Raw genomic sequence first — 22,700 nt, forward strand, 5'->3', positions numbered from 1 at the left:
AGCCGCCGGGAGGTTCGCAGGGGAACCCTCAACGGTGGAACGGCGCCTCGACAGGCGCCTCGCTGACGCTCTCTCCAGCGAAAAGGACGCGCGACGATGGCCACGCTACCGACAACCCGCATACTCGATCCCGCGGATTATCCGCGCTGGGTCGCCGCGGTCGCCGCCTCCCCCGATGGCAGCGTGTATTCGCTGCCCGAGTATCTCGACGCGCTGTGCGCCGCCACCGGCGGCCGCTTCCGCGTGCTCGCCGCCGAGCGCGACGACCACATCGTGGGCGGCATCGCGCTGTTCGAATGCAGCGACCGCCGCGGCGCCTTCGTGTCGCCGCGGCGGCTGCTCTACTACAACGGCCTGGTGCTGGTGCCGCATGCCTGCAGCTGCCCGGCCACTGCCACCTCGCGCCGGCTGCAGACCATGGATGCGCTGGAGCACGCGCTCGCGCGCCTGCCGCTGGGGCGGCTGCGCTTCAAGAGCCGCTCCACCTGCACCGACCTGCGCACGTTCCAGTCGCGCGGCTGGAGCGTGCAGCCGACCTACACTTATGTGGTCGACATCAGCGACCTCGCCAGCGCATGGACGCGGGTGGACAAGAACCATCGCCGGCTGATCGGGCGCTGCACCGAGCAGGGCCTGCAACTGAGCATGGACGACGACTTCGACGCCTTCCACCACCTGCACCTGCAGACCCACGAGCGCAAGGGTGCGCCGCTGTACCTGCCGCGCGAGGCGTTCCGCCGCTTCGTGGAAACCCTGCGCGAACGCAACCTGGGCCGGCTCTACCACGCACGGATGCCCGACGGCCGCGTGGCCGCCAGCCAGCTGGTGCTGACCGGGCCGCACCCGGTCAGCCACACCGTCTGCGCCGGCGCCGAGGCTGCGTTGCTGAGCCTGGGCGCATCGGCGTTCCTGCGCTGGCGCGCGCTGGAACACCTGGCCGCCGAGGGCTACCGCGCCAACGACCTGACCGACGCCGAACTCAACCCCGTCACGACGTTCAAGTCGCAGATGGGCGGCGAGCTGTCGCTGTGCCTGGAGGTCTCGCGTGCCGACGACATCCGCTTCCGCCTCGGCGACTGGGCAACCACGCTGCCGCAGCGCGCCCGCCGCGGCGTGCACCGTGCCCTGCGCCACCCCACCGGCATGGCCGAATGAGCGAGCCCGTGGTTTCCGGGGCCGAACTGGTCTGCGCCACGCTGACGCGCGCCGGCGTCGATTGCGTGTTCGGCCTGCCCGGCACGCAGACCACGGGTCTGTACGAGGCGCTGCGCCGCGCGCCGCTGCGCAGTGTCGTGGCCACCCATGAGTTGTCGGCAGCGATGATGGCCAACGGCTACTACCGCGCCTCGGGGCGGATCGCCGCCTTGCTGACGATTCCCGGCCCGGGCTTCACCTGGGCACTGACCGGGCTGGCGGAGGCGGCGCTGGATTCGGCCGCGCTGCTGCACCTCACCATGCAGCCGGCACGCTCGCCCGGACAGCAGTTCCAGCTGCAGGCGCTGGACCAGGCGGCGATCGCCGGCCCGCTGAGCAAGGGCCAGTACCACGTCGACCATGCCACCGGGATCGCCCCCGCGTTGCTCGCGGCACACGCACAGGCCGGCGCCGGCGAACCCGGTCCGGTGCTGGTGCAGTTCGCGAGCGATGCATTGCGCGAAGCGGCGCCGCTGGCAGATGTCGCGCCTCCTTCGCCGCCACCGCTCGACGAGGCCGCACTCGACGCCGTGCTGGCCACGCTGCGCCAGGCCGGTCGCTGCATGCTGCTGCTCGGCCAGGGCTGCGCCGCCGCGGCCGGGTTGGCCACGCAGCTGGCCGAAACGCTGTCCGCCGCGGTGGTCACCACCACCTCGGGGCGCGGCGTGGTGGCCGAGGATCACCCGCTGTCGCTCGGCTTCGCGTTCGCCGGCAACGAGTGCGGCACGCTGAACGCGCTGGTCGAGGCCAGCGGCGCGGTGCTGGCGATCGGCTGCAAGTTCTCGCACAACGGCAGCCGCGGCTTCGAGCTGCGGCTGCCGCCGGAAAAACTCATCCACGTCGACGCCAGCGCCGCCGTGCTGGGCGCCAACTATCCCGCGGGCCACGCGATATGCGCGGACGCGGCGACCTTCCTGGCCGCCCTCCTGCAACGGCTGCAGACCAAGCCTGGCCATGCCGGCTTCAGTCACGACGAGATCGCGCAGTGGCGGCGGCGCGCCGACGACGAGCGCGACCGGCGGCGGGTCGAGCCGCGCATCCACGGCGTGGACGGCGGCCAGCCGCAGGCGTTCTTCGCCGCGCTGCGCCAGGCGCTGCCACGGCAGGGCTGCCTGCTCACCGACTCCGGCCAGCACCAGGGCATGGCGCGCCGCCACTTCCCGGTGCTGTGCCCGCGCGGCCTGATCGTGCCGACCAACCTGCAGTCGATGGGCTTCGGCATCGGCGCCGCGATCGGCGCCTGCCTGGCCGATCCGGCGCGGCCGGTGGTGGCGCTGGTCGGCGACGGCGGCCTGGCGATGTCCGGGCTGGAGCTGCTCACCGCGGTGCGCGAACGGCTGCGGCTGACCGTGATCGTGTTCGTCGACGGCGCCTACGGCCTGATCCGCATGCAGCAACTGGCCGGCTCGGGCCATGCGTACGGCACCGAGTTCGACAGCGTCGACGTCGCCGCCCTGGCCGCGGCCGTCGGTGCCACGCACGTACGCCTGCAAGGCGATGCGCAGGCCACCCTGGCCGCGGCGATCGAGGCGCCCGGCGTGACCCTGGTCGAGGTGCGCGTGGGCGATTCCGCACCGATGCACTGGCTGCGAGCCAAGAGCCGGCTGCGCGGTTCGCGGCTGCGCACGTGGTGGCGCCGCCTGCACCGTTGAACCCCCACGCGCGGCGGCCCGGTGGCCATCGCGGGTGCTAGCATGGCCGCACAGGCGCGGCGTCGAGCGCACGCATGCGGCGATCAGGGGAAACATCCATGGGCAAGCGGGACGGGCGGCACGTGCCGGCGATCGTGATGGGCTGCGGCCCCACAGCGTTGGGCATCCTGCGTTGTCTGAAACTGGCCGGCATCCCGACCTACGTGGCCTGCCGCGCGGGCGACCAGGTGACGCGCTCGCGCTGGTTCCGGCCCACGCCCGGACCGACGGCGTGGGATGGCGTGCCCGGTCCGCAGGCGCTGGATCACCTGCGCGACCTGCCGCTGGACGAGGCGGTGCTGATCGCCGGCGCCGACGACGCCGCACTGTGGCTGGCCGACCTGCCGCAGAGCGAGCTGGGCCAGCGCTTCCGCACCAGCACCTGCTCGCGGCAGACGCAGGAACTGCTGCAGGACAAGTCGCGCTTCGCCGCGCTGCTGGCCGAAACCGGCATGCCGCACCCGCCGACCTACCGCATCGACAGCGCGGCGGACATCGCGGCGATGCCGTTCGAGCGGCTCGACCGCGTCTTCATCAAGCCGGTCAACTCGCAGAAGTTCAGCGACGTGCTGGGCATCAAGGGCGTGTGGGTACACAGCCGCGAGGAGCTGCTGGAAACCTGGCAGCGCCTGCACGGCCTGGGCTTCCGCCTGATGGCGCAGGAGTACGTGCCCGGCACCGCCGCCGACCATTATTTCGTGGACGGCTTCCGCGACGCGCAGGGACGTTTCACCGGCCTGTTCGCGCGGCGACGCTTCCGCATCCACCCGGCCGACTTCGGCAACAGCTCGTACTGCGAGAGCATCCCGCTGGCCCAGGTCGAGCCGGCGGCGACCAACCTGACCGCGCTGCTGGCGAAGGTGGATTACCGCGGCATCTTCAGCGCCGAGTTCAAGCGCGACGCGCGCGACGGCCAGTTCCGCATCCTCGAGGTGAACACGCGCGCCTGGACCTATGTCGAGTTCGCCGCGCGCTGCGGCGTCAACGTGTGCGAAATGGCCTGGCAGGACGCGCTGGGCCTGCCGGTCGATGCCGCCGCGCCGGATTACGTGGTCGGCGCCGGTTGCGTGAACCTGCAGCGCGACATCAACGCCGTGCGCGGCCAGTCGCGGCAGGCCCGCGAGCCGTGGTCGAAGATCCTGCGGCAGTGGGCGCGCGCGCATTACCACACGTTCCGTTTCGACGATCCGCTGCCGGGCCTGTCCAGCGCGTGGCGCATCGCCACCCACCGCACCGGGCGCCACCACGGCCCCAGCGAGGCGCCGGTACCGCCGGCCGCCGCGCCGAACGAGCCGCCGGCAAACTGAACTCGGACGGCATATATCGCTCCATCGCGAATCGAAGATATATACTGCCGGGCACCGTGACCCCGGAACCCTTGCGATGCCGTCGATCAGCTTCGAATTCTTTCCGCCCAAGACCGACGACCAGCGCGCGCAGCTCGACCGCGCGGCGCAGGCGCTGAAGGCGCACCAGCCCGAATACGCCTCGGTCACCTTCGGCGCCGGCGGTTCCACGCTGAGCTACACCGGCGACACGGTGGCGCGGCTGCATACGCAGCACGGGCTCAACGTGGCGCCGCACCTGTCGTGCATGGGCGGCACCCGGGCGGAGATCGCCGCGCTGCTCGACGGCTACCGCGCGGCGGGCTATCGGCGCATCGTGGCGTTGCGCGGCGACATGCCCTCGGGCATGGCCACGGCGGGCGACTTCCGCTACGCCGCCGAACTGGTGGCCTTCATCCGCCGGCACTGCGGCGACCATTTCCACATCGAGGTGGCGGCCTACCCGGAGACGCATCCGCAGGCCGACGACGCGCTGCGCGACCTCATGCACTTCAAGGCCAAGATCGACGCCGGCGCCAACGGCGCGATCACCCAGTATTTCTTCAACCCGGATGCGTATTTCCGCTTCGTGGACGACGTGCGCAAACTTGGCGTGAACGTGCCGATCGTGCCGGGCATCATGCCGATCTCCAACTACAGCCAGCTCAGGCGCTTCTCGGAAATGTGCGGCGCGGAAATCCCCCGCTGGATCGCCAAGCGCATGCAGGCCCACGGCGACGATGCGGACGCGGTGCGTGAGCTCGGCGCCGAGGTGGTGGCGCAACTGTGCCGTCGCCTGCTCGACGGCGGCGCGCCGGGGCTGCACTTCTACACGCTCAACCGCGCCCGCGCCACGCAGGCGGTGTTGCAGCAGTTGGCCTGAAACCACCACCGCGCACAACCTCCCGCAGGAGCCCGCTGGCGGGCGATGCCTTTGAGGCGGTGATTTGCAAGCAAGAGCATCGCCCGCCAGCAGGCTACTGCGATGGTGATGCGCCAACGGGAAGTCGTTCGTGGCGCCGCGGGACGGCTATGCTGACCGGATGTTGCGCCTGGTCGCCCTGCTCAGCCTGGCCTTGCTTGCGTGCACCGCCCCCGCGGCGGCGCAGACGCCGATCCATCGTTGCATCGGCGCCAACGGCGGCGCGGTGTTCACCGACCAGCCGTGCGCCGCGCTGCGCGCCACGCCGCTCAACCCCGCGACGCCCACCGATACCCCCGCGCCGAGCGGGCCGCCGCCGGTGCTGTGTGCCGCCAACATCGAGGAGCTGCGCCAGAGCGTGATCGATGCGTTCGCGCGGCGCGACAGCGTCCGCATGGGCGGGCTGATCCTGTGGGACGGTTACGGCCGCGGTGCGGCGATTGCCGACATCCGCGCGCTGACCGCGCTGATGGAACAACCGCTGCTGCAGGTCGACCTGCCCGCTCCCGCGGCATCCGCCGCGGCGTTGCCGGACAACTGGCCGCCCCTCGCCGGCGACCCTGCTCCGGCGGCAACCGCCGCGCCCGATCAACTGGTGCTGCACACCGCCGGCGCCGACGGCGCGGGTTCCACGTGGCGTTTCGACATCGTGCGCCGGGCCGGCTGCCTGTGGCTGCGCAACGCGCCGTAAACGCCGCCCCCGCAGCGACGCGCTATCATATGCAGTCTTCATGGAGAACCGAACATGGCGCAGCAGTACCCCGAATGGATCTGGCAAAACGGCCACATCAAGCCGTGGGCCGAAGCCACTACCCACGTGATGTCGCACGCGCTGCATTACGGTTCGTCGGTGTTCGAAGGCATCCGCAGTTACGCCACGCCCGACGGCGCGGCGATCTTCCGCCTCACCGACCACCTGAACCGGCTGTTCCTGTCGGCCAAGATCTACGACATGCAGCTGCCGCACTCGTTCGAGGAGCTGGCCGCCGCCTGCCGCGAGGTGATCCGCAAGAACGGGCTCGGTGCGTCCTACCTGCGCCCGGTGGCGTATCGCGGCCTGGGCGGCTTCGGCCTGTCCGCCGAAACGCCGATCGACATGGCCGTGGCCGCCTGGCCGATGGGCCCGTACCTCGGGCCGGAAGCGCTGCAGAACGGCATCGACGCCTGCGTGTCGAGCTGGCAGCGCTTCGCCCCGAACACCATCCCGGCCGGCGCCAAGGCCGGCGGCAATTATCTTTCCGGCCAGCTGATCGCGCGCGAGGCGCGCCGGCTCGGCTTCGGCGAAGGCATCGCGCTCTCCTCCAGCGGCCTGCTCAGCGAAGGCGCCGGCGAGAACCTGTTCCTGGTCTTCGACGGCGTGCTGCACACCACGCCGGCCAGCGCCTCGATCCTTGCCGGCATCACCCGCGACACGCTCAAGACGCTGGCCCGCGAGGACGGCATCGAGGTGGTCGAGCGCAACATCCCGCGCGAGTACCTGTACCTGGCCGACGAGGTGCTGATGTGCGGCACCGCCGCCGAGATCACCCCGATCCGCTCGGTCGACGGCAAGCAGGTCGGCGCCGGCAAGGCCGGTCGCGTCACGCTGCGCCTGCAGGAGCTGTTCTTCGGCCTGTTCGACGGCCGCACCCACGACAAGTGGGGCTGGCTGGAACAGGTCTGACGGCGAAGCGCTCTCAAGCCCGTATGGCACTGACTTAAGCTCGTCATTCCCGCTTTCGCGGGAATGACGGCAGTGGAGTTTTGCGCCTGAATCAGTAGCTTTCCGGCGCTGCGCGCCTCCTTTTCACCCGGCGAAGCGAGAAGGGATTTCCGGCCGGGATTCCCGCACGGGCCTGATACGAAAAACCCGCCTTCCGGCGGGTTTTCTTGGTTCACATCAGGTTGCGGCCGTGGAACAGTTCCTCGATCTCGCGCCGGAGCAGCGACTCGATCCGCTGGCGTTCCTTGAACGACAGGTCGTCCGCGTGCGACTCGAACAGGTAGGTGTCCAGGTCGAAGTCCTTGATGTGCATCTTGGTGTGGAACATGTTCTCCTGGTACACGTTGACGTCGAACATCTCGTACTTCTGCCGGATGTGCCGCGCCAGGTAGTCCTGCACCGAATTGATCTTGTGGTCGATGAAGTGCTTCTTGCCCTTCACGTCGCGGGTGAAGCCGCGCACGCGGTAGTCGCACACCACGATGTCCGACTCGAAGCTGTCGATCAGGTAGTTCAGCGCCTTCAGCGGCGAGATCACGCCGCAGGTGGCCACGTCGATGTCCGCGCGGAAGGTGGCGATGCCGTTGTGCGGATGCGTCTCCGGATAGGTATGGACGGTGATGTGGCTCTTGTCCATGTGCGCCACCACCGCGCCGGCGATCGAATCACGGCCGAGCTTCTCCACCACCGGCTCCTCGGAAATGAGGATGGTCACCGACGCGCCCTGCGGATCGTAGTCCTGGCGCGCGATGTTGAGGATGTTCGCGCCGATGATCTCGGCCACGTCGGTGAGGATCTGGGTCAGGCGGTCGGCGTCGTACTGCTCGTCGATGTATTCGATGTAGCGCTGGCGCTGCTCTTCGGACACCGCATAGCAGATGTCGTAGATGTTGAAACTCAGCGCCTTGGTCAGGTTGTTGAAACCCTGCAGGCGAAGACGGGGAAGCGGTTTGACCACGAGCGACTCTCCATGGGCCATGGCGGCCGGCTGTAGAGGCGGGTTAGCGACAAGGGTCCCCGCGATTGGTGTGAAGCACAGGCTGGTGCCTGCGACCCTTGGTTGGTGGCATGCTCTCGACGTTGCCGCTGTCGAAAGACCGCGAAGTATGCGGCAAACGCGTCAGGAAATGAACCTGCAGCCAATCGGCATGTTTGCCATAATGCGGGACAAGCTGACGTGATTGCGGTCACGCTTGCCGCGGAGGCGACAAGCGCCGCAGAACCTTGCCTGACCTGAGGAGTCGACGTGGCCCCACACCTGAAATACCAGTTGCAACAGGCCTTCGAACGCTCGCAGGCCCCACTGGGCTTCGCCCCCGACCCCGCCTCGATGGAGCGCTTCCTGGCGCTCTGCCACCGCCGGCGCTACCCGGGCAAGACCGCGATCATCCGTCCCGGCGATCCGGCCAACACGCTGTACTACGTGGTCGAGGGTTCGCTGGCGGTATGCACCGAGGACGAGCAGGGCCGCGAATTGATCCTCGCCTACATCAGCCGCGGCCAGTTCATCGGCGAGATGGGCCTGTTCGTGGAGCAGGCCCAGCGCGAGTCGGTGGTGCGCTCGCGCACGCCGTGCGAGATGGCCGAGGTCAGCTACGAGCGGCTGTTCCAGCTGATGGAAGGCCCGCTGCGCGAGGAGTGCCCCAAGATCCTGTTCGCGATCGGTGCCCAACTCACCAATCGCCTGCTGCGCACCTCGCGCCAGGTCAGCCGCATGGCGTTCATGGACGTCACCAACCGCATCTCGCGCACCCTGCTCGACCTGTGCGACGAGCCCGACGCGATGACCCACCCGGACGGCACGCAGATCCGCATCTCGCGCCAGGAAGTGAGCCGCATCGTGGGCTGCTCGCGCGAGATGGTCGGCCGCGTGCTCAAGCAGCTCGAAGAGCAGCGCATGATCGACGTCTCCGGCAAGACCATCGTGATCCGCGGCACCCGCTGACCACGCCCGGCCGGCACCGCCACCGGTTCGCCTGAACCGGGTTTTTACGGCCGCCAGTCGAGCATGGTCTCCCGCCCCGGCTGCGAGACGGCGCTTGGATTTCGATCAGTTCTTCCTCTTCGTCGGCATCGGCCTGCTCGCCCAGGTGGTGGACGGGGCGCTGGGCATGGCCTACGGGCTGGTATCCAATTCGATCCTGCTGGCGCTGGGGCTGCCGCCGGCGGTCGCCAGCGCCACCGTGCACACCGCCGAGATCGCCACCACCTGCGCTTCCGGCGCCTCGCACGCATGGTTCGGCAACGTGCGCTGGCCGCTGTTCTGGCAGTTGGCGATACCCGGGGCGATCGGCGGCGTGCTCGGCGCCACCTTCCTCGCCAGCGTGCCCGGCGAGACGATCCGCCCGTTCATCAACGCCTACCTGCTGGTTCTCGGCGCGATGGTCCTGCTGCGCGCGTTCGGCAAGCGGCTGAGCCGGCACCGGGTGCAGCACACCGGCGTGCTTGGCTTCTTCGCCGGCCTGCTCGACGCGATCGGTGGCGGCGGCTGGGGGCCACTGGCCACCAGCACGCTGATCGCCCGCGGCGGTGGCGTGCGCCGGACGATCGGCTCGGTCAACGCGGCGGAGTTCGTGGTGACCGCGTCGATCTCCGCCACCCTGGTGTGGCACGTCGGCATCGGCCACTGGCCGATCGTGCTCGGCCTGCTCACCGGCGGCGTCCTGGCCGCGCCGTTTGCCGCCTGGCTGGTGCGCCACCTGCCCGAACGCGCGGTGATGGCCGCGGTGGGCACCTTGATCGTGGCGATCAGCCTGGTGCAGCTGCTGCGGGGTTAGGGCGGGCGCTGCCCGCCGGCTCTTGCCTGATGGAACGGGATACGGCCGGCACTGCCCGCCCTGCGCCCTACCTCGCCATCTGCAGGAGCGCCCCCTGTGCGCGATGCTCTTGCGAATCCCGAATCCCGAATCCCGGCTCAAAGGCATCGCCCGCGAGCGGACTCCTGCGGTTTCTTGCGAGGTTGGGCGCGAGGTGGTTCAGAACCATTCCACGCGGGTCAGCGTGCGGCCGAGCGCCTTCTCCACCTTCTTGCACAGTTTCGGCGTGCCGTTGACCAGCACCGCCTCGGTGGCCTGCCTGAGCATCGCCACATCGTGCATCGAATCGCCGTAGGCCACGTGCCACGCGGCGACGCCGTGCTCGGCCAGCGACTGCACCTTGCGCCGGCCCACGTTGTGCCGGCGCGGGCGCAGGCCCAGCCAGCCGGGGCGCAGTTGCGAGGCGACCACTTCCACGCCGGCCAGCCCCAGTTCGCGCAGGATGCCGGTCGCCAGTGTCTCTTCGCAGCCGGTCACCACGATCACCCGATCGCCTTGCGCCTGATGCCGGCGCAGCCGGCTCAGTCCCTCGCGGCAGAATTGCTTCGGGCGTCGCGCCAGCACGCCAGCGAAGGCATCGGCGGCCACCCGGTATCGCGGCTCACGCAGGCCCAGCAAGGCGATCCGCACCAGCAGGTACAGCGGCAGGCGCCGCGACAGCGGCCACGTCAGCAGCAACAACGGCGAGGCCAGCAAGGCCACGCCCTTGCGCCATGCCGAGCCGGCATAGCGGCTGCGCACGAACAGGGCGAAGGAATCGCCGTGGATCAGCACCCCATCGAAGTCGAACAGCACCACGCGCGGCGTGTTCTCGCACGGCGCGGCGACCGCGTCATCCCCCGGCGCGGCCGTGACAGGTTCGACGGGAGCGCTCATGCGTTGGCGAACAACCGTCGCAGTTCGCGGCCCGGGTCCTCGGCGCGCATGAACGCCTCGCCGACCAGGAACGCCTGCACGCCGCCCGCGCGCAGGCGAGCCACGTCTTCGGGCGTGTGGATGCCGGATTCGGCAACCAGCACGCGGTCGTATTCGATCAGTTCCTGCAGCGCCAGCGAGGTTTCCAGCGCGGTCTCGAAATTGCGCAGGTTGCGGTTGTTGACGCCGATCAGCGGCACCGGCAGCGCCAGCGCGCGCTCCATCTCGTCCTCGTCGTGCACTTCGCACAGCACGTCCAGGTCGAGCTCGGCGGCGAGCAGCGCCAGCGGCAGCAGCTCGTCGTCGTCCAGCGCGGAGACGATCAGCAGGATGCAGTCGGCGCCGATCGCGCGCGCCTCGTGCACCTGGTAGGGGTCGATGATGAAATCCTTGCGCAGCAGCGGCAGCGAACAGGCCTTGCGCGCCTGCTGCAGGAACGCCTCGCTGCCCTGGAAGAAATCGGCGTCGGTGAGCACCGACAGGCAGGCCGCGCCGGCCTTCTCGTAGCTGCGCGCGATCGCGGCGGGATCGAAATCGGCGCGGATCACGCCCTTGCTGGGGCTGGCCTTCTTCACCTCGGCGATCACCGCGGGCAAGCCAGCCTCGATCTTCGCCTCGATGGCAGCGGCGAAGCCGCGCGTGTCCGGCAGGTCGGCGATGCGCGCGCTCAGCTCGGCCAGCGGGACCTTGCTGCGGCGCTCGGCGACTTCTTCGGCCTTGCGCGCCAGGATGCGATTGAGGATGTCGGTCATGGCATCTCGCTCGGGTGGGGTGACGGGTGCATCGTAGTCGGCCACGACGCGTGGTGTAACCGCACCGTGTTTACGGGACTCCCGCCAGGCGCCGCGTGGCGGCCACGAAGGCCTGCATTTTCGCATGCGCGGCGCCGCTGGCGATCGCCGCACGGGCGCGTTCGATGCCGGCGCCGATGTCCTCGACCACGTCGGCAGCATACAAGGCCGCGCCGGCGTTCAGGCACACGATGTCGTGCGGCACGCCGGGTTCGCCGTGCAGCGCACCCAGCAGCATCGCCTTCGATTCGCCGGCGTCCTCCACCCGCAGGTTGCGGCTGGAGGCCATCGCCAGGCCGAAATCCTCCGGCTCCACCTCGTACTCGTGCACCACGCCGTCGCGCAGTTCGCCGACCATGGTGGCCGCGCCCAGCGAAATCTCGTCCATGCCGTCGCGGCCCCACACCACCAGCGCCCTGCGCGCGCCCAGCGCCTGCAGCACGCGGATCTGGATGCCGACCAGGTCCGGGTGGAACACGCCCATCAGGATGTTCGGCGCGCCGGCCGGATTGGTCAGCGGGCCGAGGATGTTGAACAGCGTGCGCACGCCCATCTCGCGCCGCACCGGCGCCACCACCTTCATCGCCGGGTGATGGTTCGGCGCGAACATGAAGCCGATGCCGGTCTCGGCCAGGCACGCGGCGACCTGCGCCGGCGCCAGTTCGATCGACGCGCCCAGTGCCTCCAGCACGTCGGCGCTGCCGGACTTCGACGACACGCTGCGCCCGCCATGCTTGGCGATGCGCGCGCCGGCGGCCGCCGCCACGAACATCGACGCGGTGGAAATGTTGAAGCTGCACGCGCCGTCGCCGCCGGTGCCGACGATGTCGAGCAGGTGCGCATCGTCGCCCGTCACCGGCACCGGCGCGGCCAGCTCGCGCATCACCCGCGCCGCACCGGTGATTTCGCCCACGGTTTCCTTCTTCACGCGCAGGCCGGTGATGATTGCCGCGGTCATCAGCGGGCTCACCTCGCCGCGCATGATCTGGCGCATCAGCGAGATCATCTCGTCGTGGAAGATCTCGCGGTGCTCGATCGTGCGCTGCAGGGCTTCCTGCGGCGTGATGCCGACCACGCTCATGCCGCCAGCTTCCGTCGCGGCAGGCCGAGGAAGTTGGCCAGCAGGTCATGGCCGTGCCGGGTCAGGATCGATTCGGGATGGAACTGCACGCCCTCCACCGGCAGCGTCCTGTGGCGCAGGCCCATGATCTCGTCGATCGAGCCGTCCGGGTTTTCCGTCCACGCGGTGACTTCCAGGCAATCCGGCAGCGAGGCCTGCTCCACCACCAGCGAGTGGTAGCGCGTGGCCTCGAACGGATTGGGCAGGCCGGCGAACACGCCCTGGCCGCGATGGATCATCGGCGAGGTCTTGCCGTGCATGATCTTCTTCGCGCGAATCACCTTGCCGCCGAACGCCTGGCCGATCGCCTGGTGGCCCAGGCATACCCCGAACACCGGGATCTCCCCGGCCAGCTCGCGCAGCACGTCCAGCGACACGCCCGCATCGTCCGGCGTGCCCGGCCCCGGGGAAATCATGATGTGCGAGGGCTTCAGCGCGCGGATGCCGGCCACGGTGAGCGCATCGTTGCGCACCACCCTCACCTCCTGGCCCAGCTCGCCCAGGTACTGCACGAGGTTGAAGGTGAAGCTGTCGTAGTTGTCGATCATAAGCAACATAAAAGACCTATCTATTTGTTTTTACTAAAGCACATATAGGAATCATCATCTTGATACCCGCATGGATACCCGCAATTTCGTTGGATACCCATGTAGACGGCCAATCGGCATCGAGCCGGCATTTTGGCACGTATCCCACGACTACCAAACGAGCGGCACGGATGCGCTTATGCACTTGTGACCATACAAGAGCCCGCCGTGGCGTGTGGCCTTACCATGCCCAGTGCCCGCAAGAATTGGCTAGACTTGGCCAGCTATAGCCGACAGGGGGCGAAGCCAAACATGACCGGTTCCGACGGGGAAATCCTCACGCTCGACGAAGTTGCCGCCTATCTCAAGGCTGGCAAGCGGACGGTCTATCGCTTTGCCCAGAACGGCGATATCCCGGCCTTCAAGCTCGGGGGCACCTGGCGCTTCCGACGCTCCGAGCTGGAGCGCTGGATTGACGCCAACAGCAACCAGCACAAGACGACAGGCAAGGGACGCCGCTGATGGAAATCCTCGACAACATCAATCACCTCTTCGGCGACGACCTCAAGCAGACGCTCAAGCCGGGAGCCAAGCTCAAGATCGCCGCTTCCTGCTTCTCAATGTATGCCTACGAGGCGCTGAAGGTCGAGCTGGAGAAGATCGAGGAGCTACGCTTCATCTTCACTTCTCCCACGTTTGTGGCCGACGAAGTCACCGATCAGGTGAAGCGCGAGCGGCGCGAATTCCACATCCCCAAATTGGACAGGGAGCGCAGCCTCTATGGCAGCGAGTTCGAAATACAGCTGCGCAACAAGCTCACCCAGCGCGCCATTGCCCGCGAATGTGCTGACTGGCTGCGCCGCAAGGCGCAGTTCCGCAGCAACCGAAGTAAGGCACCCATGCAGCAGTTTGCCGGTGTTGAGGCCCCAAAGGGGGCCACGGCATATATGCCGCTGCATGGCTTCACTGCCGTCGATCTCGGCTACCAAAACGGCAACGCCGTCTCCAACCTCATCAACAAGTTGGACGACCACGCCTCCACGGCAACGTATCTGAACCTGTTCGAGCAAATCTGGAACGACTCCGAAAAACTCGAAGACGTCACTACGCAAATCTGCCAGCACATCGCTTCTGTGTATCAGGAGAACTCGCCGGAGAGTGTCTACTTCCTGATGCTCTACAACATCTTCAACGAGTTCCTCGACGACCTCGACGAAGACGCGTTACCCAATGACCGCACGGGTTACCAAGACACGCTGGTCTGGAACAAGCTCTTCAACTACCAGCGCGACGCCGCCATCGGCATCATCAACAAGCTGGAGACCTACAGCGGCTGCATCCTCGCCGACAGTGTTGGCCTAGGCAAGACATTCACTGCGCTGGCAGTCATCAAGTACTACGAGCTGCGCAACAAGTCAGTGCTTGTGCTCTGCCCCAAAAAGCTTGCGGACAACTGGCTCAACTACAACCGCAACCTGAAGACCAACCTGTTCGCCAAGGATCGCTTCAGCTACGACGTGCTGTGCCATACCGACCTTTCTCGCACCAGCGGCGAATCCTTCGGCACACCACTCAATCGCATCAATTGGGGCAACTACGACCTGGTGGTGATCGACGAGTCGCACAACTTCCGCAACAACGATGCGGTGAAGGAGCGCGAAACCCGCTACCAGAAGCTGATGCGCAAGGTGATGCGCGAGGGCGTCAAGACCAAGGTGCTGATGCTCTCGGCCACCCCCGTCAACAACCGTTTCAACGACCTGCGCAACCAGCTCGCGCTGGCGTACGAAGGTGACTCGGAAAACCTCAACAAGAAGCTGCGCACCAGCAAGTCGGTCGAAGAAGTGTTCCGAAACGCGCAGAGGGCTTTCAACGCCTGGTCGCTGCTGCCGCTGGAGCAGCGCACGCCCCGCGCTATCCTCGACGCACTGGACTTCGATTTCTTCGAGCTGCTGGATAGCGTCACCATCGCCCGCTCACGCAAGCATATCCAGACGTTCTACGACACCCGTGACATCGGCCCCTTCCCGGAACGCCGCAAGCCGTTGTCGTTTCGCTGCCCGCTGACCACGCGGACCGACGTCATGAGCTTTAACGAGATTTTCGAGCAACTTGCCAAACTCAACCTCGCGATCTACGCACCACTGAGCTACATCCTGCCCAGCCGCATCAAGAAGTACGAGGAGATGTACGACACCCAGGTATCGAGTGGCGGCGGCGCACTGCGGCAGATAGATCGCGAACAAAGCCTGAAAAAATTGCTCACGGTCAACCTGCTCAAGCGCCTGGAAAGCTCGGTCGCTGCCTTCCGGCTGACCTTGAAGATGTTGCAAGACAACCACCAGCACACACTGGGCAAGGTCGAAGCTTTCGATACCAACGGCGGCAAGGGCAGCGTGGGCGATCACACAGCTGCGCTGGAAAACCTCGACGCGGACGAAGACGACTGGCTGGACGAAGGTAGCAGCGATTTCAACGTGGGCGGCAAGGTCAAGATCGACTTGGCCGACATGGATCTCCCGCGCTGGCAGTTCGATCTGCAACGCGACCTCGACGTGATCGCCATGCTGTTCGCGGAAATGGAAAAAATCACACCTGCGGACGACGCCAAGCTGCAACACCTGAAGGCCCTGCTGCACGAAAAGATCGCCCACCCAATCAACCCGGGCAACAAGAAGGCGCTGGTCTTCACCGCTTTCGCCGATACCGCCAACTACCTCTACACCAACCTGGCACCGGAGCTTTGGGCCAAGGGGCGGTTGCACAGTGCCAAGGTCACCGGCAGTTCCCGGCCTCAATCCACCCTCGCTACCCGCTACGACTTCCAGGAGCTGTTGACGCTGTTCTCGCCACGGTCCAAGGAAAAAGCCATCGTGCTGCCACAGGAGCCGGCTGAAATCGACTTGCTGATCGGCACCGACTGTATCTCCGAAGGCCAGAACCTGCAGGACTGCGACTACCTCGTCAACTACGACATCCACTGGAATCCGGTGCGCATCATCCAGCGCTTCGGCCGCATCGACCGCATCGGGTCGCCGAACAGCAGCATCCAGCTGGCGAACTACTGGCCTGACATCTCGCTGGACGAGTACATCAACCTCAAGGAGCGCGTGGAAAGCCGCATGACCATCGTCGACGTCACCGCCACCGGCGACGACAACGTGCTCTCGGCCCAAGCCAATGACGTGGCCTACCGCAAGGAGCAACTCAGGCGCCTTCAGGAGGAAGTGATCGAACTGGAAGACGTGAAGGCCGGCGTGTCGATCACCGACCTCGGTCTCAACGATTTCCGCATGGATCTCTTGAACTACGTCAAGGCCCACGGCGAGCTGAAGAACGCCCCCAATGGCCTGCATGCCGTCGTACCCGCCCACGCCGAACTCGGCCTGCCGCCCGGCGTGCTCTTCACCCTGCGCAATCGCAACGCGGGCATTAACCCGACAGCCAACCAGCCTCAGCACAACCGCCTGCACCCGTACTACCTGATCTATATCGGCCGCGACGGCAACGTCGTTCACGACCAGACCGAAGTGAAGCGTCTGCTCGACCTAGCCCGCACCTGCTGCAAGGGGCATGACGAACCTTTCCTCTCACTGTGCGACCAGTTCAACCGGGAAACGGCGGACGGCCGCAACATGCAGGCTTATTCCGACCTCTTGGGCAAAGCCATTCGCACGATGGTCGAGGTGAAGGAAGAAAGGGACATCGACAGCTTGTTCTCCGGGGGCAAGACCACCGCACTAACCCAAACCATCGCCGGGTTGGACGACTTCGAGCTGATTGCCTTCCTCGTCGTGCTGGAAGCGGCATGACCCGGCACGTACGTACAGCCCTGTTCGCCTATCCCGGCAAGGCCGCTTTCGGGCGCGTCGTCCCCAAGGCCAAACTTTACGAACACGGCACAGCCGGCGCCCGTATCAAAGGCCTGTTCGCCGAACAGGTCGAACAGATCGTGTGGCAATACAAGCTGGCACCTGAAACCACCAATTTGTCCGCTTCACCCGGCGCACCGGAGATCCAGGTCTTCAGCGTGCGGCTCAGGGCGTCAGAGCTTCACCACGACATCCTGCGGTGCATCGACAAGGCCATTCCGTTTCCGCTCCTGTTCGAGCTGCATGGCGAGGATCGTCTTCAGGTTGTCGCCTGCTACAAGCGCCCCAGCGAAGCCGAGGCCAGCCGCTGGGTATGCTCGGACTATTTCGCTACCGATTGGATTGCCGCGGAGAGCCCACGCGCCGCCCTGCCGGTCGCGCTGAATCTGGCCGGGCTGTACGAGCAGTTGCTGCATGCGCTGCTCCCCCTGACCCACCGCCCGAAAGAGTCGTTGTTCGATCTGGTCGAACGCGCGAGCAAGGTGCGTATGCTGCGGAAAGAGATGGACAAGGCAGTCTCACGTCTCGCGATGGAGAAACAGTTCAATCGCAAAGTTGAGATCAATGCTCAATTCCGAAGTCTGAAAAATGATCTGGACGAGCTCAGCGCCTCGGATGAAAGGTCAAGGGAGTCGAAACTGGAATGAAAATCCAATCCGTTAGTATCAAGAACTTCCGCACGTTGAAAAACGTGACGATCCCCTTCGACTCCGTTACGACATTCATCGGCCCGAACGGTGCTGGAAAGTCCACCGTACTTCGTGCGCTCGACTGGTTCTTCAACGGCAAGCCGGGTTCGCTGACGGAGAAAGATTGCTCTTTTGGGGCGACCGACGAAGACATCGAAGTCCAAGTTACATTTGCAGGCCTCACCGAAAAGGACCGCGAGGCACTTGGCAAGTACGCGCCGGAAGGGGTCACCACGTTCACCGCCTGGAAGCGCCGATCACCTGATGGCCCTGATGTGCTCTCCGCCAATGCAAAGGGCTTCCCCGATTTCAACGCAATTAAAGCGGCAGGCGGCGCGACCGCGAAGAAGGATCTTTACGCGGAGCTCCGACGCAGCCGATCAGACTTGAATCTCCAAGCAGCCAATTCCGGCGCAGCCGTTGAACAGGCGATGACGGCATGGGAAGCTGCTCACACAGATCAACTTGTCGATGCTCCCGAAGCGCTTCAAACCAATTTCTTCGGCTTCAACAGCGGCGGCAAGATGAGTGGCCTCTTCGACTTCGTCATGGTCACTGCCGATCTTCGCGCGAGCGAGGAGTCGATAGACGGCAAGTCGAGCATCATTGGCCGAATTCTTGAACGTTCAATTGATCGTGCCGCTGCCGATGTGGAAATCGCGAAAATTGTCGAGGATTCGCGCGCTAAGCAGCAGCAAGTCTACGAAGAAAAGTTCAAGGAACAGCTTGAGTCCATCACCACGCAACTGAACGAGGTCGTCACGTCTTACTCGCCGGGTCGGGCCGTCACGGTTGCTCCGGCAGAAGTGGAACTCAAGGCGCCCCGGACCACGTTCGAGGTGGCAGTGCTCGATGGGACGACCGAGACCACCGTCGAACGACAGGGGCATGGCTTTCAGCGCACGATTCTGATCTCGGCGCTCCAACTCTTGGCACAGTCAGGCGCAGCTTCAACCGAGGGAGTCATTTGCCTGGCGATTGAGGAGCCGGAACTTTTTCAGCATCCGATCCAAGCGCAAACCTTTGCAAAGGTACTCAGGTCGCTTGCCGAAGACACTGCCAAACGCATCCAAGTGACTTATGCAACGCATAGCCCTTTCTTCCTGGAGGCTCGCCATTTCGATCAAATCCGACGGCTGACGAGATCGGCAGACGCAACTCCGGTAGTTTCTGTTCACTACGCAACGGTTGCCCACGTCAAGGCGACGCTACAGGGAGTAGTAGACGGTGATGTAGTAGATCGTCGACTTGACCATAACGTTGCCGACCAACTCGCCATAGCACTCTTCGCCAACCGGGCTTTCCTTGTGGAGGGCCCGACAGAGTTATCCGTTTTCTACGGTATCGGCGATAGGCTTTCTCCTGGCTCGCTTGAGGCGACAGGCATCTCGATTGTTCCCGTAGGATCTAAAACGTCAATACCGCTCGCACATGCGATCCTGACCTCGATTGGCGTACCTGTTTACGCGCTTTTCGATGCGGACGGCGGATTTGAGGCACGCGCCAAGGCAAAGAACAAGAAGCAAGAAGATATCGATAAAGAGCGGAGTAACCATGCGACGGAGAACCGCAAACTGCTGCGATACTTCGGCATGCATGAAGAGGATTTTCCGTCTGCCGTTGCTTCCAAAAAGGCCGCAATCTTTGAGGATCACCTTGAGGCGTTTCTCTCCGAGAACTGGAAAGAATGGCTTGCCGCTTGCGAAAGCGTGGAGACCGATACGGGCATAAAGCTTTCCAAGAATCAACTCGCATACCGCACAGCGACGCTCAAGGCTGAAGGTGTGGTGCCTGAAATGCTGTTGCAAATCTTGGCCAAGGCAAAGGGTGAGTAGCCATGCATGAAATCATCTGCCCGCACTGCGGCACGGCATTTAAGATCGACGAAACCCGCTACGCGGACATCCTCAAGCAGGTTCGCGACAAGGAATTCGACAAGCAGCTGCATGAGCGGCTGGAGCTGGCCGCGCAAGACAAACGTAACGCGATCGAGCTTGCCGAGACCAAGCTCGCCGGTGAACTGCAGAAAGAAGCTTCGGCCAAGGACGCCGAGATCAATGAACTAAAGGCCAGGCTGGATGCCGGTGAGGCTTCGCGCAAGCTTGCTGTGACCGAAGCTCTGAGCCCGGTCGAGACAGAACGCAACCAGCTCGCCAACGAACTGGTGCAAGCCAGGCGTGATCTGGAGTCTGCGGCCAAGCTGGCCGAAGTGACGCGGGCAAACGACGTTCAGAGAGCCGCCGCTGCGAAAGACACCGAAATTCAGGCGCTACAGGCCAAGCTCGACGCCAGTGAGGTTGTCCAACAGCTTGCGGTTACCAAGGCGGTCAATGTCGTCGAGGAGGAGCGTAACGCGCTGAAAAGTAGCCTGGAGCTTGCAGCGCTGGAAAAGGATTTGGCCGAGAAGTCCCTGAAGGAAAAGTACGAGACCCAGCTCAAGGATCGCGAAGACACCATTGAGCGACTCAAGGACATGAAAGCCAAGCTGTCGACCAAGATGATCGGCGAAAGCCTGGAGCAGCACTGCGAAACCGAGTTCAACCGCATCCGCGCCACCGCCTTCCCGCACGCCTACTTCGAGAAAGACAACGACGCGCGGAGCGGTAGCAAGGGTGACTTCATCTTCCGTGATCTGGCAGAAGACGGCACCGAGATCGTATCCATCATGTTCGAGATGAAGAACGAGAACGACGCGACCGCCAGCAAGAAGAAGAACGAAGATTTCCTGAAAGAACTCGATAAGGATCGTACGGAAAAGGGCTGCGAATATGCCGTCCTGGTCTCCTTGCTTGAACCCGAGAGCGAGCTTTACAACACCGGGATCGTCGATGTGTTCCATCGCCACCCGAAAATGTATGTCGTCCGGCCGCAATTCTTCATCACCATCATCACGCTGCTGCGCAACGCAGCGATGAAGTCCTTGGCCTACAGGTCGGAACTCGCCCTCGTCAGGGCACAGAACCTCGACATCACCCGATTCGAGACGCAGTTAGACGACTTCAAGACGACGTTTGGGCGGAACTGGCGCCTTGCCTCCGATGGCTTCGAGGAGGCTATCAAGCGGATCGACGAGGCAATCAAAGACCTGGAGAAAACGAAGGATGCGCTCTACAAGTCGGCGAACAATCTGCGGCTCGCGAACGACAAGGCCGAGGATCTGACGATCAAGAAATTGACTCGGGGCAACCCGACGATGGCGGCGAAGTTTGCCGAACTCAATGATCAAGATTCTTCTGACAAAGAATGAATCCAAGGAAGTACAAGATGGAAAAACTGAAGATGCACTCGCCCGATCTCACCCAAGACAACGTCGCACGGATACGCGAGTTGTTCCCGGACTGCGTGACCGAGGCCAAGGGCGCGGATGGCGGCGTGCGGCTAGCGGTGGATTTTGACCAGCTCAGGCAGGCCTTGTCCGAATCGTTGGTGGAAGGGCCGCAGGAGCGTTATCAGCTCAACTGGCCGGGCAAGCGCGAGGCGCTGCTGACGGCGAATGCGCCGATCGCCAAGACCTTGCGGCCTTGCCGCGAGGAGAGCGTGGACTTTGACACCACTAAGAACCTGTTCATCGAAGGCGACAACCTGGAGGCACTCAAGCTGCTGCAGGAGACGTATCTGGGCAAGGTCAAGATGATCTATATCGACCCCCCATACAACACGGGGCGTGACTTCGTTTACGACGACGACTTCGCAGAAGACGCGGAATCGTTTCTCGTCAAGTCACTCCAAACAAGCACGACGGGCGAAAAGCTTGTAGCAAACCCGGAATCGAATGGCAGGTTTCATTCCGACTGGCTTTCGATGATGTACGCGCGCATTCGTCTCGCAAAGAGCCTCTTGACCGACGATGGAATCTTTCTTGCTTCCATTGACGATGGCGAGGTCTCAAATCTCCGAAAAATTTGCGATGAAGTCTTCGGCGAGGAGCAATTCGCCGCACAGATCATCTGGAAGAAGCGCAACACACCGCCCAACGATAAGGTCATTGGCGCCCAGCACGACTACATCTTGTTGTACGTCAAGAATAGTCTTTCGGGGATAAACCTTCGGCCAAGGTCACAGGATCAGATCGATCGTTACAAGAACCCAGACAATCACCCCAAGGGGCCATGGGTAGCTGGTGATCTTACCGGCAACGTGAAGGGAGGCCGCTATACCGCTGCTCTGCACTACCCGATTAAAAACCCAAATACCGGTGAACAGTTCTACCCGCCAAACAATGGGAACTGGCGATTTAACCTATCGAAAATTGAGCGCCTAATCTCCGAAGATGCGATCTACTTCGGCAAGGACGGCAAACAAGCGCCAAAACTGAAGCGATTCCTTTCGGACGTGAAGGAAGGCACGACATGGACATCCCTCTGGGACTTCGCTCCATTCAACACTTCGGGATCAAACGAAATGGGCGAAATTTTCGGTAACTCGACCCTCTTCGAGAATCCCAAGCCCACTGGGTTGCTTGAGCACGTTGTCGAGCTCGGATCATCGCCGGATGCGATCATTCTCGATTTCTTCGCAGGCGCCTCGACCACCGCTCATGCCGTAATGAAGAAGAACGCAGAGGACGGTGGCACCCGCCGCTTCATCATGGCGCAGCTACCAGAAGCCTGTGCCAAGGATTCAGAGGCGTTCAAAGCCGGCTACAAGACCATCGCAGACGTTAGCAAGGAGCGCATTCGCCGCGCAGGCAAGAAAATCAGCGAAGACAGCCCCCAGACGGACGTCGGCTTCCGAGTTCTCAAGATTGAGACCTCCAACATGGCCAATGTGTACTACACACCGGACACCGTGAGTCAGGCCGACTTACTGGGAGCAGTGGACAACATCAAGCCCGACCGCACGGCCTTCGACCTGCTGTTCCAGGTGATGCTGGACTGGGGTGTGGACCTGGCTCTGCCCATCGAAAAGAAGGCAATCCAAGGCAAGAACGTGTACTTCGTGGACGGCAACGCGCTGGCTGCTTGCTTCGACACGCACGACGGCATCGACGACGCCTTTGCCAAGGAGCTGGCCGCGCATCAGCCGCTGCGCGCCGTGTTCCGGGATGCCTGCTTCAAGGACAGCACGGTGAAGATCAATATCGAACAGATCTTCAAGCTGCTGTCGCCCACCACCGAAGTGAAGTGCCTGTGAGGT

19 protein-coding genes are annotated in these 22,700 nt (G+C 64.3%); 14 read left to right on the forward strand and 5 right to left on the reverse strand.

Features of this window, described 5'->3' with window-relative positions:
* Window positions 1-96 precede the first annotated feature (96 nt).
* From ACVCMB_RS08900 to ACVCMB_RS08925, 6 genes are all read left to right on the forward strand, one after another.
* Window positions 97-1,155, forward strand: coding sequence for a GNAT family N-acetyltransferase (locus ACVCMB_RS08900; protein ID WP_447106694.1), 1,059 nt, complete (start codon window positions 97-99; stop codon window positions 1,153-1,155).
* Window positions 1,152-2,846: a thiamine pyrophosphate-binding protein gene (locus ACVCMB_RS08905; RefSeq protein WP_447106695.1), complete on the forward strand. Its 1,695-nt coding sequence runs from the start codon at window positions 1,152-1,154 to the stop codon at window positions 2,844-2,846. The genes ACVCMB_RS08900 and ACVCMB_RS08905 overlap by 4 nt, the downstream gene beginning before the upstream one ends.
* A gap of 98 nt (window positions 2,847-2,944) precedes the next feature.
* Entirely contained in the window at window positions 2,945-4,192 is a 1,248-nt protein-coding gene (locus ACVCMB_RS08910; RefSeq protein ID WP_447106696.1) for a carboxylate--amine ligase, read from the forward strand.
* Between the two features lie 76 nt (window positions 4,193-4,268).
* Window positions 4,269-5,093 (forward strand): methylenetetrahydrofolate reductase [NAD(P)H], encoded by an 825-nt coding sequence (gene metF / locus ACVCMB_RS08915; protein WP_395120143.1) that lies wholly within the window; start codon window positions 4,269-4,271, stop codon window positions 5,091-5,093.
* Between the two features lie 130 nt (window positions 5,094-5,223).
* Entirely contained in the window at window positions 5,224-5,823 is a 600-nt protein-coding gene (locus tag ACVCMB_RS08920) for a DUF4124 domain-containing protein (RefSeq protein WP_447110594.1), read from the forward strand.
* A gap of 54 nt (window positions 5,824-5,877) precedes the next feature.
* Window positions 5,878-6,795: a branched-chain amino acid transaminase gene (locus ACVCMB_RS08925; RefSeq protein ID WP_447106698.1), complete on the forward strand. Its 918-nt coding sequence runs from the start codon at window positions 5,878-5,880 to the stop codon at window positions 6,793-6,795.
* Between the two features lie 211 nt (window positions 6,796-7,006).
* Here the strand turns inward: ACVCMB_RS08925 and speD are convergent, their stop codons facing one another.
* Window positions 7,007-7,792 (reverse strand): adenosylmethionine decarboxylase, encoded by a 786-nt coding sequence (speD, locus tag ACVCMB_RS08930; protein ID WP_136258246.1) that lies wholly within the window; start codon window positions 7,790-7,792, stop codon window positions 7,007-7,009.
* A gap of 372 nt (window positions 7,793-8,164) precedes the next feature.
* On the opposite strand from speD, the gene crp reads away from it, so the two are divergent.
* A complete protein-coding gene (gene crp, locus ACVCMB_RS08935) occupies window positions 8,165-8,779 on the forward strand; it encodes a cAMP-activated global transcriptional regulator CRP (RefSeq protein WP_395136028.1) in 615 nt (204 codons plus the stop codon).
* 94 nt (window positions 8,780-8,873) lie between these two features.
* Window positions 8,874-9,611 (forward strand): sulfite exporter TauE/SafE family protein, encoded by a 738-nt coding sequence (locus ACVCMB_RS08940; RefSeq protein ID WP_395120146.1) that lies wholly within the window; start codon window positions 8,874-8,876, stop codon window positions 9,609-9,611.
* Between the two features lie 198 nt (window positions 9,612-9,809).
* Here ACVCMB_RS08940 and ACVCMB_RS08945 read toward each other — a convergent pair whose 3' ends face one another.
* The 4 genes from ACVCMB_RS08945 to ACVCMB_RS08960 form a co-directional block, all read right to left on the reverse strand.
* Window positions 9,810-10,526: an HAD family hydrolase gene (locus tag ACVCMB_RS08945; RefSeq protein WP_447106699.1), complete on the reverse strand. Its 717-nt coding sequence runs from the start codon at window positions 10,524-10,526 to the stop codon at window positions 9,810-9,812.
* Window positions 10,523-11,317, reverse strand: coding sequence for an indole-3-glycerol phosphate synthase TrpC (gene trpC, locus ACVCMB_RS08950; RefSeq protein WP_395120148.1), 795 nt, complete (start codon window positions 11,315-11,317; stop codon window positions 10,523-10,525). The genes ACVCMB_RS08945 and trpC overlap by 4 nt, the downstream gene beginning before the upstream one ends.
* A 70-nt stretch (window positions 11,318-11,387) precedes the next feature.
* Window positions 11,388-12,437, reverse strand: a complete 1,050-nt coding sequence (trpD, locus tag ACVCMB_RS08955; protein ID WP_447106700.1) for an anthranilate phosphoribosyltransferase — start codon at window positions 12,435-12,437, stop codon at window positions 11,388-11,390.
* Complete coding sequence (locus tag ACVCMB_RS08960; RefSeq protein ID WP_395120150.1) at window positions 12,434-13,033, reverse strand: anthranilate synthase component II; 600 nt, start codon at window positions 13,031-13,033, stop codon at window positions 12,434-12,436. The genes trpD and ACVCMB_RS08960 overlap by 4 nt, the downstream gene beginning before the upstream one ends.
* 282 nt (window positions 13,034-13,315) lie before the next feature.
* Between ACVCMB_RS08960 and ACVCMB_RS08965 the strand changes: the two genes are divergently transcribed.
* The 6 genes from ACVCMB_RS08965 to ACVCMB_RS08990 are packed head-to-tail and all read left to right on the forward strand — an operon-like array spanning window position 13,316 to window position 22,697.
* Window positions 13,316-13,525 carry a helix-turn-helix domain-containing protein gene (locus tag ACVCMB_RS08965; protein WP_447106701.1) on the forward strand — a complete coding sequence of 70 codons (210 nt, stop codon included), beginning with the start codon at window positions 13,316-13,318 and terminating at the stop codon, window positions 13,523-13,525.
* A complete protein-coding gene (locus tag ACVCMB_RS08970; protein WP_447106702.1) occupies window positions 13,525-16,815 on the forward strand; it encodes an SNF2-related protein in 3,291 nt (1,096 codons plus the stop codon). Before ACVCMB_RS08965 ends, ACVCMB_RS08970 begins: the two co-directional genes overlap by 1 nt.
* Window positions 16,812-17,522: a DUF4391 domain-containing protein gene (locus ACVCMB_RS08975; protein ID WP_447106703.1), complete on the forward strand. Its 711-nt coding sequence runs from the start codon at window positions 16,812-16,814 to the stop codon at window positions 17,520-17,522. The genes ACVCMB_RS08970 and ACVCMB_RS08975 overlap by 4 nt, the downstream gene beginning before the upstream one ends.
* Window positions 17,519-19,399 (forward strand): ATP-dependent nuclease, encoded by a 1,881-nt coding sequence (locus ACVCMB_RS08980; protein WP_447106704.1) that lies wholly within the window; start codon window positions 17,519-17,521, stop codon window positions 19,397-19,399. Before ACVCMB_RS08975 ends, ACVCMB_RS08980 begins: the two co-directional genes overlap by 4 nt.
* 2 nt (window positions 19,400-19,401) lie before the next feature.
* A complete protein-coding gene (locus ACVCMB_RS08985; RefSeq protein WP_447106705.1) occupies window positions 19,402-20,811 on the forward strand; it encodes a DUF2130 domain-containing protein in 1,410 nt (469 codons plus the stop codon).
* A gap of 17 nt (window positions 20,812-20,828) precedes the next feature.
* Window positions 20,829-22,697: a site-specific DNA-methyltransferase gene (locus ACVCMB_RS08990; protein ID WP_447106706.1), complete on the forward strand. Its 1,869-nt coding sequence runs from the start codon at window positions 20,829-20,831 to the stop codon at window positions 22,695-22,697.
* Window positions 22,698-22,700: the final 3 nt, after the last annotated feature.

This window comes from Rhodanobacter sp. UC4443_H10 (assembly GCF_052978325.1).

Bases quoted from the DNA above. Each gene is read 5' to 3' on its own strand.
- ACVCMB_RS08905 (WP_447106695.1), top strand. From the start codon at position 1,152: ATGAGCGAGCCCGTGGTTTCCGGGGCCGAACTGGTCTGCGCCACGCTG.
- ACVCMB_RS08985 (WP_447106705.1), top strand. From the start codon at position 19,402: ATGCATGAAATCATCTGCCCGCACTGCGGCACGGCATTTAAGATCGAC.
- ACVCMB_RS08945 (WP_447106699.1), bottom strand. From the start codon at position 10,526: ATGAGCGCTCCCGTCGAACCTGTCACGGCCGCGCCGGGGGATGACGCG.
- metF (WP_395120143.1), top strand. From the start codon at position 4,269: ATGCCGTCGATCAGCTTCGAATTCTTTCCGCCCAAGACCGACGACCAG.
- ACVCMB_RS08925 (WP_447106698.1), top strand. From the start codon at position 5,878: ATGGCGCAGCAGTACCCCGAATGGATCTGGCAAAACGGCCACATCAAG.
- ACVCMB_RS08980 (WP_447106704.1), top strand. From the start codon at position 17,519: ATGAAAATCCAATCCGTTAGTATCAAGAACTTCCGCACGTTGAAAAAC.
- trpC (WP_395120148.1), bottom strand. From the start codon at position 11,317: ATGACCGACATCCTCAATCGCATCCTGGCGCGCAAGGCCGAAGAAGTC.
- crp (WP_395136028.1), top strand. From the start codon at position 8,165: ATGGAGCGCTTCCTGGCGCTCTGCCACCGCCGGCGCTACCCGGGCAAG.
- ACVCMB_RS08910 (WP_447106696.1), top strand. From the start codon at position 2,945: ATGGGCAAGCGGGACGGGCGGCACGTGCCGGCGATCGTGATGGGCTGC.
- ACVCMB_RS08975 (WP_447106703.1), top strand. From the start codon at position 16,812: ATGACCCGGCACGTACGTACAGCCCTGTTCGCCTATCCCGGCAAGGCC.
- trpD (WP_447106700.1), bottom strand. From the start codon at position 12,437: ATGAGCGTGGTCGGCATCACGCCGCAGGAAGCCCTGCAGCGCACGATC.
- ACVCMB_RS08990 (WP_447106706.1), top strand. From the start codon at position 20,829: ATGGAAAAACTGAAGATGCACTCGCCCGATCTCACCCAAGACAACGTC.
- ACVCMB_RS08960 (WP_395120150.1), bottom strand. From the start codon at position 13,033: ATGTTGCTTATGATCGACAACTACGACAGCTTCACCTTCAACCTCGTG.
- ACVCMB_RS08965 (WP_447106701.1), top strand. From the start codon at position 13,316: ATGACCGGTTCCGACGGGGAAATCCTCACGCTCGACGAAGTTGCCGCC.
- ACVCMB_RS08970 (WP_447106702.1), top strand. From the start codon at position 13,525: ATGGAAATCCTCGACAACATCAATCACCTCTTCGGCGACGACCTCAAG.
- ACVCMB_RS08900 (WP_447106694.1), top strand. From the start codon at position 97: ATGGCCACGCTACCGACAACCCGCATACTCGATCCCGCGGATTATCCG.